The organism is Peribacillus simplex, from assembly GCF_001578185.1.
Lineage (GTDB): Bacteria > Bacillota > Bacilli > Bacillales > DSM-1321 > Peribacillus > Peribacillus simplex_A.
The window spans coordinates 4,935,650-4,949,220 of record NZ_CP011008.1; the positions used below are offsets into that span (position 1 = coordinate 4,935,650).

Sequence of the window (13,571 nt, forward strand, 5' to 3'; positions counted from 1 at the left end):
ATTTTTAAGCTATCAATCTATTAACCTTCGTTTGGCCATATCTTCATCTATTATCAGTTACGAAGTGGTTTCCCTTTAACAAGCATGTGCTGCATCCTTGCTTGTGATTTTGGAGTTGAAATCAGTTTTAGGAACGCTTGTTTTTCTAGGTTCAAGATATACTGTTCATCCACTTTCGTGCCAAATGGGAGCTTCCCCCCTGCCAAGACGTATGCAAGCTCTTTGGCTATGACAAGGTCATGATCGGATAAGAATCCTGAAAGGCGCATGGATTCCGCCCCCAATAGCAGTGTGGCATAACCCGTTTCACCTACTACAGGAATCTTTGTGCTGGTTGGAGCAGTATAACCTTGTTCATACATGGAGATGACTGCCTGCTTCGCATCATATAGTTGATGATCTGCATTCACGCTTATTCCATCAGTTGAATTAAGGAAATTATCCCCGCGTGCTTCCTCAGCAGAGGTTGAAACTTTTGCCATGGCGACCGTTTCAAATACTTTGTTTGCCACTTTCTGTAAATCAAAGTCGACACCCTTCGGCATATTCCTCAATGTCTTCACATAAAGTTCTTTAGTACCGCCGCCGCCTGGGATCAAACCTACACCAGCTTCCACTAGTCCCATATACGTTTCAGTCGTTGCCTGGATGCGCGCAGCCGGAAGGGATACTTCAGCACCACCGCCAAGTGTCATATTAAACGGGGCTACCACTACCGGGACCGCACTGTACTTAATTTTAAGCATCGCCTTTTGGAATTGGCTGATGACCATATCAAGTTCGAGGATATTGTCATCTTGCGCTTCCATCAACATCATTGCAATATTAGCGCCAACACAGAAATTCTTGCCTTGGTTACCGATGACCAGGCCTTTAAAATTCGCTTCCGCTTCGTCGACCGCCGCATTGATCATTTGCATGATATCCAGACCGATTGCATTATTCGGTGAAGTGAATTCAAGAAGAGCCACTCCATCACCGATATCTATCAAGCTTGCACCGCTGTTTTTCTTGATTACGCCTTTTTGCTTCTTGATTGCTTTAAGATTGATCACTTTAGGATTTTCGATAAGCTCTTTATATTCACCATTATCATAATAGTGGACAATGCCATTTTCTTCTTTATAGAAAGAAGTGATGCCCTTGGCGAGCATATCCTTCACCCATTGCGGAACTGTGTGGCCATCCGCTTCCATGCGGGCTACCGATTTCTCTACACCTATCGCATCCCAGGTTTCAAAAGGACCAGTGGACCATCCGAAGCCCCATTTCATCGCTTGGTCGATTGCCACTATGTCATCCGCGATGTCACCAAGCAGTTGGGCAGAATATACAATCACCGGATTCAGCACGTTCCAAAGCAATTGGCCAGCACGGTCTTCGCTATAAACAAGCGCTTTCAGTTTATTTTCCAAGCCCTTGGCCTGTTTAGCCATTTCGATGGAAGGCGTTTTTAATTTTTTTCGTTCAGCATATTCAAGGGTTTCGGGATTCAGTTCAAGGATTTCCTTGCCCCTTTTCAGGAAAAACCCTTGGCCTGACTTGCTTCCAAGCCACCCATTCTTAAGCATTTCATTCATGAAATCAGGTATTTTGAAAACTTCTTTTTCTTCCCCATCCACCTGGTCATATACGTTTTTGGCAACATGTGCAAAGGTATCCAATCCAACTACATCAAGTGTCCGGAAAGTCGCGCTAGTTGCCCTTCCGATCAACGGTCCTGTAACCGAGTCGACTTCTCCGACACTGTATCCGCCTTTTTGCATTTCCCGGAGAGTGACCAATAAACCATAAGTGCCAATGCGGTTTGCGATGAAATTTGGCGTATCCTTGGCTTCGACGACACCTTTTCCCAGTACATCTTCTCCGAATCGTTTCATGTATTCGAGCACTTCTGGTGAAGTAGCTTTAGTAGGGATGATTTCCAACAATTTAAGATAGCGCGGTGGATTGAAGAAGTGGGTTCCCAGGAAGTGCTTTTGAAAATCCTCCGAACGGCCTTCTGCCATCGCTTCGATTGAGATTCCGGATGTATTCGATGAAATGATGCTTCCTGGTTTACGATGCTGATCAACCTGGGCAAATACACTTTGCTTAACCTCAAGTTTTTCAACGACCACTTCAATGACCCAATCGACATCCTTTAAGCGACTTATATCATCTTCCAGGTTTCCTGCCTCGATCAATGCAATATTTCCCTTAGCAGAAAGCGGAGCTGGTTTCTGTTTTAAAAGTTTAGTAATCGCAGTTTGGCTGATGCGGTTACGCACTTGTTCATTATCTAATGTCAGACCCTTTTTCTTTTCATCCTCTGTGAGCTCACGAGGTACAATATCCAATAATAAAGTCGGAATGCCAATGTTAGCAAGGTGTGCAGCAATCCCTGATCCCATAACTCCTGACCCTAGAACAGCAGCCTTTCGTATTTGTCGAACCAAGTTTATATCCCCCTTACGCAATATATTGAATGAATACTCATTCATTTTTAATCCAAAAAATTTTGAATATTTTTTCTTATTATTAATATAGAATAAATTTGGAAATTCCGCAATGATTAAACAGGAAAAAAAATATTTTTTCCTCCAAATTACTTTGGTTATTTCTCCTCTGTTCAGTAAAAAATAACCGGGCAGGAGGTGAATTATAAAATGAAGAGTAAAAATAATCCTTCTAAAGCAGCTGTAAGTGCAGCAAGCGTAAAAGGCAATGCCGGACCTGGCGGTGAACGTCAACGAATCAATAAAGTGAACAGCCAGAACAATCAATTCAAAAAATAAAGCCTTCTATTAGAGCAGCCGTCCCTTATCCGGGGCGGCTCTCGCTTTCTATTTCTTGAAAAGGCCTTTTAAAACGAAAGCAATATTGGCCGGTCTCTCCGCAAGGCGGCGCATGAAATACCCATACCAATCCGTACCATAAGGAACATACACCCTAACCTTATATCCTTCTTTAGCAAGTTCAAGCTGCTTCTCATTACGTATGCCATACAACATTTGAAATTCAAATTGATCCTGGGGAATTCCCTCCCCTTTGACCAAGTCTCTCGTATAATCAATGATTTTATCATCATGTGTGGCAACAGCTGTATAATTGCCATTCAGCAAATGCTTCTTGATAATTTTCTTGAAATTTTCATCGACGTCTTTTTTCTCGGAAAAAGCCACTTCCCTTGATTCTTTATATGCACCTTTAACAAGTCTTAGATTCGGATGGTATTCATTCAGCTCCTCAATATCCTTTTCGGTCCGATACAGATATGCTTGGATGACAGTCCCCAATTCATTATATTCAGCCTTTAAGCTTTTGAATACATCCAAAGTTGGCTGACAGCGCGGAAAATCTTCCATGTCAAGCGTTACGAAAACCTTATGGGCTTTGGCTTCCGCTAAAATCCTCCGCATGTTGTTCATTGCGACTCGTTCGGATACATCCAAGCCCATCGAGGTTAGCTTCAGAGATAACTGTGAATCCAGTTCATTTCTGCCAATCATGCGAATCGCTTCTATACACTCATCTGCCATCTTCCTTGCTTCTTGTTCCTCTTCTATGAATTCGCCTAAATAATCAATGGTAACAGCAAGCCCTTTCCTATTTAGGTCTGCAATCACAACAGAGGCCAAATCCAATGTTTCTCCTGCCACGAAACGCGAGGCCCCAAACCGTAATCCGTATTTTTTCGCTGCCATTGTCATGCTTTTGTTCGTTGATAAAAAAAGAAATAGACTTCTCAATATTCTTTCCATCTGCATTCCCCTCCAAATCATTTTGGAAAATAGATGCACAAGATTATTTTACCATTTAATTCAATTTTCAGAAATTTAGAATCAAGAATAAAAAAATTTCTTGAAGGGGAAATTAAGTACGTTTAAAGAACACTGAAGGAGGTAGAATAATGGAACAGCAAAATTCGTTTAACAGCCAACAGCAGTCCACCGGCTATATGAAACAGCCACCGGAAATGGTTTCGGTAAAAGACAGCTTATACTTAACCGATATGCTTGCATGGAATCTGAATGCGATTAAAAAAGCACATTTTTTTGCCACTCAATGCAAGGACCCACAAATCATTGATGCGTTAAATCGGTGCGGACTCATGCATCAACGCCATTACGATACCATTTTGAAACATTTGAATCCGGATCAAAACCAGGTTCAACAACAATACCAGTAAAGGAGGGTTCTTGATGCCCAATGAAAACAAAGTCCAAAATCCAGAATCTCCTGTAGCAAAGACTCCTCAGATGAATGACAGGGATTTTATAAATGACATGCTCACAACTGAAAAGTACTTTTGTAACTCCTTTTCCGTTGCCTTGCATGAAATGAGTAACCAAGCATTATTCCAAGACATTTTCTCCGTTTCGAAAGAAAATCAGGAGATGCAGCGTGAGCTCTATAACCTTATGTTCGAAAAAGGCTGGTATAGTTTAGAAAAGGCGCAGGCTCCGGGCCTAAGCCAATCGTATCAACAATTTTCCGGATATAAAAATCAGTTCCCACCTGGATCGAACATTCAATAAGCAAACATTCAGGGGGAGATTCTGCTTCCCTTTGTTTTTTTTTGCACAAGTAAAGCCGGCCACGGGAGGCCGGCTTTATATTTAGATATCCGTAGAAAACATATACTTCTTATAGTGATACCGAATGCTGAATATTAAGCCCATGGCCATCATGTTCCCCATTAGCGAGCTTCCTCCATAACTGATAAATGGAAGTGGAATCCCCGTAATCGGTAAAAGGCCTACCGTCATGCCGATATTTTGAAAAACGTGAAACGTCAACATGCTTATAACGCCAACACAGATATATGTATAGAAGTTATTTTTCGTGTCCATTCCCGTTTTTGTTATGTGGTAAATCAATAGGAAAAACAAGGAAATCAAGATGCTTGATCCGATGAAACCGAATTCTTCACCGATGATGCTGAAAATGAAATCCGAATGACTCTCTGGGAGATACACTACCCTCTCACCTATCCCCTTACCTGTGGTCTGGCCGGAGCCGATGGCCAGTAAGGATCTGGTTAAGTGGTACCCCTCGGAGCTCGCATAATTATATGGATCAAGCCAAGAATAGATACGGCCGAATTGATAGGTTTTTACCCCTAAGTATTTTTCCAGGATCTCCGGCTTCCAAAGGACGAAGTATAGGACCGTGGAAGCGACGGCGATTCCTCCCGAAATGATAGGCAGCAGAATCTTCCATGATATACCTGATATGAAAACCATTCCGAGCATGATTGACAAGATGACAAGCCCGGTGCCTAAATCCGGCTGTTGCATGATTAACATTAGCGGGGCACCTGTAACGAGACCGATTTTAATAAGCAGCCAGATATCCGTTTGAATCGTTTTCAGCGTGTTTTTGAGATGATGGTTTGATATAAGATTTGCTAAAGCCAGGATCAGGAAAACCTTCATGAATTCCGATGGCTGAATCGAACCTACTCCTGGAATTTTGTACCAACTTCTTGCACCATTTATTTTAGGTACTACGCTTTCTGGCATTAGGATCAGCAATAAAAGCAAAAATAATCCGAATCCATAGGCATACCAGGAAATTTTTTTCAGTTGATCCGAATCAAGGGTGATAAACCCAAATACGATTCCAATCCCCACTATATACCAAAAGATTTGTTTGATTAAGAAGTTTTCCGCGTACTGTCCAGTCGTTTGGGCACTATAGATTGCTAAGCAACTTCCTACGCATAATAACAGCAATATTGTGACCAAAGAAAAATCTATTCGAGATGAAAATTTATTTTGTTCTTCCATACTTAACTCTCCCTTAAAAAGGCTCCTGCGATACAACTTTAAATACACTTATTCATTATACTTTAAACAAATAAAATCACAACTATATCGAAGAATAGTTTACAAGCTTCATGAAGTTATCTGCATGGAGCCTGCAGAAAGGGGGAATTTAAGCATGTGCCTCCTTTGATTTTCTCCAATTTCAGCACACTTCTGACCAATCCATGGCTTGGGGAAAAGAGAAAGGCCAACCAAACCATGCAACCGGATATCGAGGCATCCAAAATGGCAACTGAATAATAACCGATGACTTAATTTAACACCCCGACCATTATACTGACAATATCATTCTACTTAACCGATCTGTCATCAGATAAGCCGTTGCGGCAGGTATGATGAGCATTCAAACTACTAAAATGGAGAGTGCTTTTCCTTCGGTACATGAAACTTAATGATGAAGTTATATTTATATTGTGGAGTTTTTATGGTGAATATAAACTAGGGGAGCTTTTTCTAATATTTATGATGGGACGACGTGAAATTCACGAGTAAACGTGTTTACTTCAAGAGTAAACGCGGATTTCTCGACGGGCATCTGGCATTCCATGTGCATTGCCAATCATTTTTCCGGCTTTAAAGAAACTGCCAAGTACGCCAATCCCAATTCGATTCCGCAAAGTACAAACAGGCTGATTAAAGTTTGGAACATCTTGATCTCCTCCTCCGCTAAGACTTAAACCAATCTTAAAGGATGAAACCCATACCAGAACAAGACCTTATTTGAAGAAATCTTCAGCAGCCATGCTCTGTTCTCTTGCTCTGAAATGGGTTTCATACGGTACAATATAAAAAAAAGAAAAAATGGTGATCCCATGACAAACATTAAAGAAATTGCTCAATGTGCTGGTGTATCTGTCTCAACAGTATCTCGTGTATTGAATAATCATCCTTATGTAAGCCTTGATAAGAGAGAGAGCGTTTTACAAGCCATTGATCGCTTGAATTATTCGAGAAACATCAACGCCATTCATCTTTCAAAAGGCAAAACAAATCTTATCGGCATCATCATCCCCTTCACCAATCACCCATATTACGGGGCAATCGTTAACGGAATTACTAAACAGGCAAATGCAATTGGGTGTCATATAGTGATCTTTCAAACCCATTATGAAAGAGAGAAAGAAATCCAGGCTTTGAATATGCTGCAAATGAAGCAACTCGATGGCATTATCGTTTGTTCAAGAATTTCGGAAATGAAAATCCTCTTGGATTATCAAAAATACGGACCTATTATCTTATGTGAGGATACAGCCCAGGCTGAATTCTCATCCATCAGCATTGATCATTATGCAGCATTCTCCTGTGCCCTTGAATACGTGATTTCTAAAGGATATAAGAAAATTGGATACAGCCTCGGCCGTAAAAAGAGCAGGAACAGTTCTCTTCGAACAAAGGCCTTTAACGATATCATGAGTAAACATCAACTTATAAACAATAAAGAATGGTTGTTTGAAGGCAGTTATCACATCAAAGACGGTGTAAAGTTGTTTGAGGATTGGCATTCGATGATAAGCAAACCTGAAGCAATCATCATCACTAATGATGACACGGCTGCTGGATTCATACTCACCGCTAAGAAATCGGGTATGAGGGTACCTGAAGATGTGGCCATTCTGGGCTTCAATAATGATAGCCTGAGTGAGATGCTGGACATCACGACTATTTCCTTGCCTCTGGAATGGATTGGAAAAATGGCAGTGGATCTATTTGAGAATCCCGAATCGGTCCAACATGTAAAATTGGACTACGACCTTATAAAAAGAAGGACCGTTTAATAACGGTATTGTTATCAGAATGGCTTTACTTTTATATATCGTTTCCTCTTCCAATCTTTCGAGAACTAGGGAAAAATAACCACATAAAATAATCATTGCGATATCCCAGAAGTTATTTTATAATTTTGATATAGTAAAGTTTACTCAGTTACTAGCATTCTATTAGCGATTGCATAATTTTTCATGAGTACCATCGTACGGCCAATTACAAGCAGGCGTTACGATTTAAGAAAATTGAATACTTCCTCATTTACCGATGAGTTAGAGGCTGCAGCTTATAAAAGTAGAACGGACGAGATTCTGGAAAATTCAAGACTCCGTTTGAAAGGATAAGTTGCCGAAGTTAGGGTATATTCCATGTATATTCTCGCTGGCGGTGTCACCGAACAGGAACATCACTGTCACGTTTTTTCTAAAAGCGTGGGGAGCTATCTTCGGAAGGATAAACGGGTTTATTATAAACAGCCGTCGATCTTTTTCGACTGCTGTTTTTTTATATTTCGTTCCCTTCCAATAAAAAGGAGTGTAACATCAATTGCCAAATTCACCATCAACATCAAGCCCCACTGAATTAAAAAGGAGCCTGAAGGCGCGGCACTTAATGATGATTTCATTAGGTGGAACGATTGGAACAGGTTTATTTTTAGCAAGTGGCGGTGCCATCCATTCAGCCGGACCCGGCGGTGCCTTGGTGGCATACGCGGTCATCGGCATCATGGTTTATTACTTAATGACAAGTCTTGCAGAAATGGCAGCATTCATGCCAGTGGCCGGTTCGTTCCGTGTCTATGCATCCAAATTCGTCGATCCGTCTTTCGGTTTTGCAATTGGATGGAACTACTGGTATAACTGGGCAATCACCATTGCCGCTGAATTAGCAGCCGTTGTCTTAATTATGAAGTTCTGGTTTCCTGATACTCCCTCCTTCATCTGGAGTGCTATTGCGTTAATCACTATGTTTCTTATCAATTACATGTCCGTTAAAGGTTTTGGGGAAGCAGAATTCTGGTTTGCCATGATCAAAGTCGTGACAGTCGTCATTTTCTTGATCACTGGTGTTCTGATCATTCTCGGAATCATGGGTGGAAAAGACCCTATTGGTTTTTCCAATTTCACAATGGGCGAAGGTCCCTTTAATGGAGGGTTCTTCACGATTCTAGGTGTATTCATGGCTGCCGGCTTTTCATTCCAAGGAACAGAATTGCTTGGAGTGACGGCTGGTGAAAGTGAAGATCCAGAAAAGAATATCCCTAAGGCGATCAGATCCGTTTTCTGGCGCATCATCTTATTCTATATCCTTGCCATTTTTGTAATTGGAATGATCATTCCGTTTACGGATTCACGTTTATTGAGTGAAGATGTTGCCGTAAGTCCCTTCACGCTCGTATTTGAACGGGCTGGCCTTGCATTTGCTGCATCCATCATGAACGCGATCATTTTATCATCCGTACTTTCCGCCGGTAACTCAGGCATGTACGCTTCAACCCGTATGCTCTGGGACTTGGCACGTGATGGGAAAGCACCTAAATTCCTTGGCAAGTTAGATAAAAGAGGAGTACCCGTGAATGCACTTATCGTGACTTCTTTAGTAGGCTGCGTTGCATTCTTAGCATCATTTTTCGGAGATGGTGTCGTTTATATTTGGTTATTGAATGCTTCAGGCATGGCAGGATTCGTCACCTGGGTCGGGATTGCGATCGCCCATTATCGATTCCGCAAAGCCTACGCAGCTCAAGGCCTTGATATGAATGCTTTACCATACCGGGCCAAAGGCTTCCCATTCGGGCCAATATTCGCCCTTGTCCTATGTATTATCATTATCATCGGACAAGGCTATCAAGCATTCAGCAGTAATGGGATCGACTGGAATTCAATGTTCGTTTCCTACATTGGCTTAATTCTATTTTTCGTCCTATGGTTCGGCTATAAAATTAAACATAAAACGAAAGTCATTCCTCTTGAGGAATGTGACCTTAATTCAAAATAATACTAAAAAGGACCTGGTCTTCTCTAATGGAGAAAACCAGGTCCTTTTTCATTTCAAATGATACACACGACATTCATATGGACGCAGAGGCATTCTCGAGATTCCTTTTTCCCCCTGTTCATAATTACCGATCAGCCTTGTAGCAGAATATGAATTTAGCTCTTCAGGCAAAGAATATGTGGCATGCTCCTCCTTAAAGTTGCATAGCACTAACAGCTTTTCATCTTCAAACGTTCTCGTATAGGCAAATATTCGTTCATCATCTGGACAGAGCAGTTCAAAACGGCCATAAACGACAATTTCATGTTTTTTGCGTAATTGGATAAGCCTTTTATAAAAATGAAAAATGGAATTTGGATCATTGTAGGCTTTTTCTGCATTAATCTCGGGAAAATTGGGATTGACCTTAATCCAAGGAGTCCCTTTCGTGAATCCTGCGTTCCGGGAGTCATTCCACTGAACCGGTGTCCTCGCATTATCCCTGCTTCGGGCGTGAATGGCTGACATCATCCGCTCTTTTGACCAGCCATGCGAATTGACGAGTTCGTCATATGAATTCAACGTTTCAATATCCCGATATTCATCAATGCTTTCAAATGCAACATTGGTCATTCCCAGCTCTTCCCCTTGATATATATAAGGTGTACCTTGAAGCATATGAAGACAGGCGGCAAGCATCTTTGCGCTTTCAATACGATACTTTCCATCATTTCCAAACCTTGAGACAATCCGGGACTGATCATGATTGTTCCAATATAAACTGTTCCAGCCATCCTCCTCCAAACCAGTCTGCCACTTGGAAAGAATTCGTTTTAAATCGCTTAGGTTCCACTTTTCGTTACTCCATTTCCCTTCTGGTCCGCCCCCCAAATCCATATGTTCGAATTGAAAGACCATATGTAATTCACCACGATCTTTCCCTGTGAACAATTGCGCTTCCTCCGGTGTGACTCCTGGCATCTCCCCAACGGTAATCACGTCATATCCTGAAAGTGCCCGTTGATTGATTTCCTGTAAAAACTCATGTATCCGCGGGCCATTCAAGAAAAAGGGGCTTCCATCACCAAACTGCTTCCCATGCTGAATGGATCCATCTGAATAGCTCTGATCTTTTGATAGGAAGTTGATGACATCCATCCGAAAACCATCGACACCCTTATCCAGCCACCAAGTCATCATGCTGTAGATTTCTTCACGGAGCTTAGGGTTCTCCCAGTTTAAATCCGGTTGTTTCTTGCTGAATAAGTGTAAATAATATTCATCTGTTCCTGCATCATATTCCCATGCCGAACCTTTAAAAACGGACTCCCAATTATTTGGTTCTTTCCCATGCCTTCCAGGTTTCCAAATATAATAATCACGCTTTGGATTGTCTATAGAGGATCGGGATTCCTTGAACCACGAATGTTCATCTGAAGAATGGTTGACCACCAGGTCCATCATGATCTTCATTCCACGTTCATGCAATGCCTTCAGCAACCTGTCAAAATCAGCCATGGTCCCGAATTCAGTCATGATTGATTGATAATCACTGATATCGTACCCATTGTCATCATTGGGAGATTGATAAACAGGGGATAGCCATATCACGTTCACACCCAGCTCCTGTAAATAATCGAGTTTCATAAAGATCCCGTTTAAATCCCCTACCCCATCTCCATCACTATCCATGAAACTCCTTGGATACACTTGATATACAACTGCCTCTTTCCACCATGCTTTGTCCATGCCTTTCCCCCCTCTTTAGCCGCATTGATATAATTACACCAATACCCCTATTATAAAGGGCGAAACTTCAGAATATTCTTCTTTTATTCTACTATTCCCGTTTGAATCATTTCAATATCCAAATCCACCTCGATTGGAATATGAGGATAGGCCTCCTCCCAATGTTTTTGATTGAAATTTCTTGTTTTACTTTTAGCGATATCACCGAGTGCAATCGGATCTATGTTATTTTCCCGAAACATGGTTACCATTTCATGTAATTTTTCACCAATGACATGTTCTGCTTTGGCCTCTATTTTATTCAGGTCGACTGATTTACCCAAGTCATAACCTTGGACCTCAAGCAGACTCGCTTTTAATTTCACTTCAATCCTGACTTTGGGGTCTTGATTTGCATTCCTGATATCATAATGGACACGTGATTCCACGTTATTGATATCTGAAAAGTCATTTTCCTTCCATTTGATTTCATAACTCCCCAGCTTAAAATTTTCACTAAGGACTTTGAATAAAAATCCGTCCTGATAAGGGATATATTTACCGATATACTTGTCCCTTTTAAACAGGGCGATACCCTTTACCCGTATACGGTCTCCTGCAGTTTCCAATAGGGGCATGACCGGATCGATTCCTTTACCATGACACGCATATAAATACCTGTGCAAATCTACATCAGGCAAATTAGTCCTGATATTCTGTTCGATCAGCTCTTTCACTTGGACTCCTGGAGTTTTAATCAACTTCGGCTCCATTTTAACTACATCCTCCGCTTTGCCATGAACGATCGCTAAATATAAATCCCTTCCCACCATTGGGTCACGCCTATATGTATCAATATAATCATTCAAGCCCTTACCTGCCAATTCTTCACCATAGAGAATGACTGTCAGTCTCCCGCCGACAATCGGGAATGGTGTTTTTGCATTTTCTTGCTGGCGGCCAGTCTTTATATTATGGGAGGTCGCTTCATATACTTCTCTACTTAGTTTTGCTTCTTCCCCAGGCTGAGGAACGCTGACAACGACCGTTCCTTTCACTTTTTTATCTCCGGCATCATCATAACCTACGACTTCAGCAATTAAAATATCTTCTAATATTTGCTTCTCCACCCCGCATGCTGTCATCATGAAACAACATAATGTAATCAAGAGAAGTTTGATTTTCATGGATTAAGACTCCTAACTTTATAGACAATCGACTGCCATATGAATAAGAGAGGAAGGTACAAATAAATGATATAAAAACCTATTTCCGAACTGATTGTGTTAAACCTATCGATTCTATAGCGGTTATCCAAAAAACAGCAAGAAACTAAAATGATAAGCAGGATGTAAACTAACACCTTTTTCTGTCTAAATCCCAACACTCTTTTTACTGTTCTGCTCGCTGCCCAAACCCCTAGGCAAACATTCGGCAGCACCATGAACAGCCAAACGGAAATCCCTATATATTCAAACCTTTCAACGAATGGAAGGTCCACAATTTTCCATAAAGTCAATGTAGCCCAAATTACATCTTTCAGCTGATCTTGATGATAGTAGGCTAACGAGACAATAATGAAGACTAAATATATCGACATAGTAAACAACGCACCTAAGTGGGCCCACTTTTGAGAGTCTTCACGCTTTTTAATGAATGGGTACTAGATCAGGAGTAATTCAAAACCAAGGTAATTCAGGGTCATTCTCTTACAGGCCTTCATGATTTCCAAAAAGGAATGATCAAGTAAAGGACCCAAATTCTCAAAGTGGGCGTGCTTTAATGGGAAATAATTCAAAAGTAATAACGGCGATGCAATAATAAGTCCGATTATACAAAAACCAGTAACGGCCCTAAACCCTCCCACCACAAAACTATACACGAGAATTAGAATGATGGTTAATAGCATCAGGACATTAACACCAGGGAACATCCAAACCTGAATGACTTCCAAATAAGTCCTGATAAGAATGATGGAGATCATTATAAAGTAGAGGATGAAAAAAATGTTGAAAGCATTTCCTACCCATTTACCAAACAAATCTTTATGGATGGCAACCAAATCCAGTGTTTGGGGGCCCCTGCCTAAAAGCTTGAAACACATCCAAAGCAGAACATTTATGATTAACCCTGAAATGAGGACCGATATCCAAGCGTCTTGACCAGCCTCTTTCGCTATGATCCGTTCAAACCCCAATACCCCTACTCCGATCTGCATGCCTGGCAAGAGGAAAAAAACAAAAAATGGAGATATTAGTTTAGTTTCCTTTGGTTTGACTTCCATACATT

General features: G+C 41.2%; 11 protein-coding genes, 1 pseudogene and 1 riboswitch. Of the genes and pseudogenes, 6 read left to right on the forward strand and 6 right to left on the reverse strand.

The window, feature by feature from the left end; all coding sequences use genetic code 11:
- Positions 1–53 precede the first annotated feature (53 nt).
- A complete protein-coding gene (locus UP17_RS23205; protein WP_061465498.1) occupies positions 54–2,438 on the reverse strand; it encodes a 3-hydroxyacyl-CoA dehydrogenase/enoyl-CoA hydratase family protein in 2,385 nt (794 codons plus the stop codon).
- A gap of 210 nt (positions 2,439–2,648) precedes the next feature.
- On the opposite strand from UP17_RS23205, the gene UP17_RS27125 reads away from it, so the two are divergent.
- Complete coding sequence (locus tag UP17_RS27125; RefSeq protein ID WP_081108942.1) at positions 2,649–2,777, forward strand: YuzL family protein; 129 nt, start codon at positions 2,649–2,651, stop codon at positions 2,775–2,777.
- A 48-nt stretch (positions 2,778–2,825) separates the two neighbouring features.
- Here the strand turns inward: UP17_RS27125 and UP17_RS23210 are convergent, their stop codons facing one another.
- A complete protein-coding gene (locus UP17_RS23210; protein ID WP_061465499.1) occupies positions 2,826–3,743 on the reverse strand; it encodes a proline dehydrogenase family protein in 918 nt (305 codons plus the stop codon).
- 149 nt (positions 3,744–3,892) lie between these two features.
- Here UP17_RS23210 and UP17_RS23215 point away from each other — a divergent pair, with 149 nt between their 5' ends.
- Positions 3,893–4,171 (forward strand): hypothetical protein, encoded by a 279-nt coding sequence (locus tag UP17_RS23215; RefSeq protein WP_061465500.1) that lies wholly within the window; start codon positions 3,893–3,895, stop codon positions 4,169–4,171.
- A 13-nt stretch (positions 4,172–4,184) separates the two neighbouring features.
- Complete coding sequence (locus UP17_RS23220) at positions 4,185–4,520, forward strand: spore coat protein (protein ID WP_061465501.1); 336 nt, start codon at positions 4,185–4,187, stop codon at positions 4,518–4,520.
- 81 nt (positions 4,521–4,601) lie between these two features.
- Here UP17_RS23220 and rodA read toward each other — a convergent pair whose 3' ends face one another.
- Positions 4,602–5,774 carry a rod shape-determining protein RodA gene (gene rodA / locus UP17_RS23225; RefSeq protein WP_061465502.1) on the reverse strand — a complete coding sequence of 391 codons (1,173 nt, stop codon included), beginning with the start codon at positions 5,772–5,774 and terminating at the stop codon, positions 4,602–4,604.
- A 156-nt stretch (positions 5,775–5,930) separates the two neighbouring features.
- Here rodA and UP17_RS29635 point away from each other — a divergent pair, with 156 nt between their 5' ends.
- The 3 genes from UP17_RS29635 (at position 5,931) to UP17_RS23235 (ending at position 9,575) form a co-directional block, all read left to right on the forward strand.
- Positions 5,931–6,053, forward strand: coding sequence for a hypothetical protein (locus UP17_RS29635; protein WP_349817581.1), 123 nt, complete (start codon positions 5,931–5,933; stop codon positions 6,051–6,053).
- 572 nt (positions 6,054–6,625) lie between these two features.
- Complete coding sequence (locus UP17_RS23230; RefSeq protein ID WP_061465503.1) at positions 6,626–7,588, forward strand: LacI family DNA-binding transcriptional regulator; 963 nt, start codon at positions 6,626–6,628, stop codon at positions 7,586–7,588.
- A 254-nt stretch (positions 7,589–7,842) separates the two neighbouring features.
- Positions 7,843–8,027: riboswitch (Lysine riboswitch) on the forward strand.
- A gap of 96 nt (positions 8,028–8,123) precedes the next feature.
- Positions 8,124–9,575 carry an amino acid permease gene (locus UP17_RS23235; protein ID WP_061465504.1) on the forward strand — a complete coding sequence of 484 codons (1,452 nt, stop codon included), beginning with the start codon at positions 8,124–8,126 and terminating at the stop codon, positions 9,573–9,575.
- Between the two features lie 48 nt (positions 9,576–9,623).
- Here UP17_RS23235 and UP17_RS23240 read toward each other — a convergent pair whose 3' ends face one another.
- The 3 genes and pseudogenes from UP17_RS23240 to UP17_RS29055 form a co-directional block, all read right to left on the reverse strand.
- Complete coding sequence (locus UP17_RS23240; protein WP_061465505.1) at positions 9,624–11,303, reverse strand: glycoside hydrolase family 13 protein; 1,680 nt, start codon at positions 11,301–11,303, stop codon at positions 9,624–9,626.
- Between the two features lie 83 nt (positions 11,304–11,386).
- Entirely contained in the window at positions 11,387–12,469 is a 1,083-nt protein-coding gene (locus tag UP17_RS23245) for a Ger(x)C family spore germination protein (RefSeq protein WP_061465506.1), read from the reverse strand.
- Positions 12,466–13,566: pseudogene (locus UP17_RS29055) on the reverse strand (GerAB/ArcD/ProY family transporter). The gene UP17_RS23245 and the pseudogene UP17_RS29055 overlap by 4 nt, the downstream one beginning before the upstream one ends.
- Between the last annotated feature and the right edge of the window lie 5 nt (positions 13,567–13,571).

Coding starts and splice junctions, on each gene's coding strand:
- UP17_RS27125 (WP_081108942.1), top strand. CDS start 2,649: ATGAAGAGTAAAAATAATCCTTCTAAAGCAGCTGTAAGTGCAGCAAGC.
- UP17_RS23210 (WP_061465499.1), bottom strand. CDS start 3,743: ATGGAAAGAATATTGAGAAGTCTATTTCTTTTTTTATCAACGAACAAA.
- UP17_RS23215 (WP_061465500.1), top strand. CDS start 3,893: ATGGAACAGCAAAATTCGTTTAACAGCCAACAGCAGTCCACCGGCTAT.
- UP17_RS23220 (WP_061465501.1), top strand. CDS start 4,185: ATGCCCAATGAAAACAAAGTCCAAAATCCAGAATCTCCTGTAGCAAAG.
- rodA (WP_061465502.1), bottom strand. CDS start 5,774: ATGGAAGAACAAAATAAATTTTCATCTCGAATAGATTTTTCTTTGGTC.
- UP17_RS23230 (WP_061465503.1), top strand. CDS start 6,626: ATGACAAACATTAAAGAAATTGCTCAATGTGCTGGTGTATCTGTCTCA.
- UP17_RS23240 (WP_061465505.1), bottom strand. CDS start 11,303: ATGGACAAAGCATGGTGGAAAGAGGCAGTTGTATATCAAGTGTATCCA.
- UP17_RS23245 (WP_061465506.1), bottom strand. CDS start 12,469: ATGAAAATCAAACTTCTCTTGATTACATTATGTTGTTTCATGATGACA.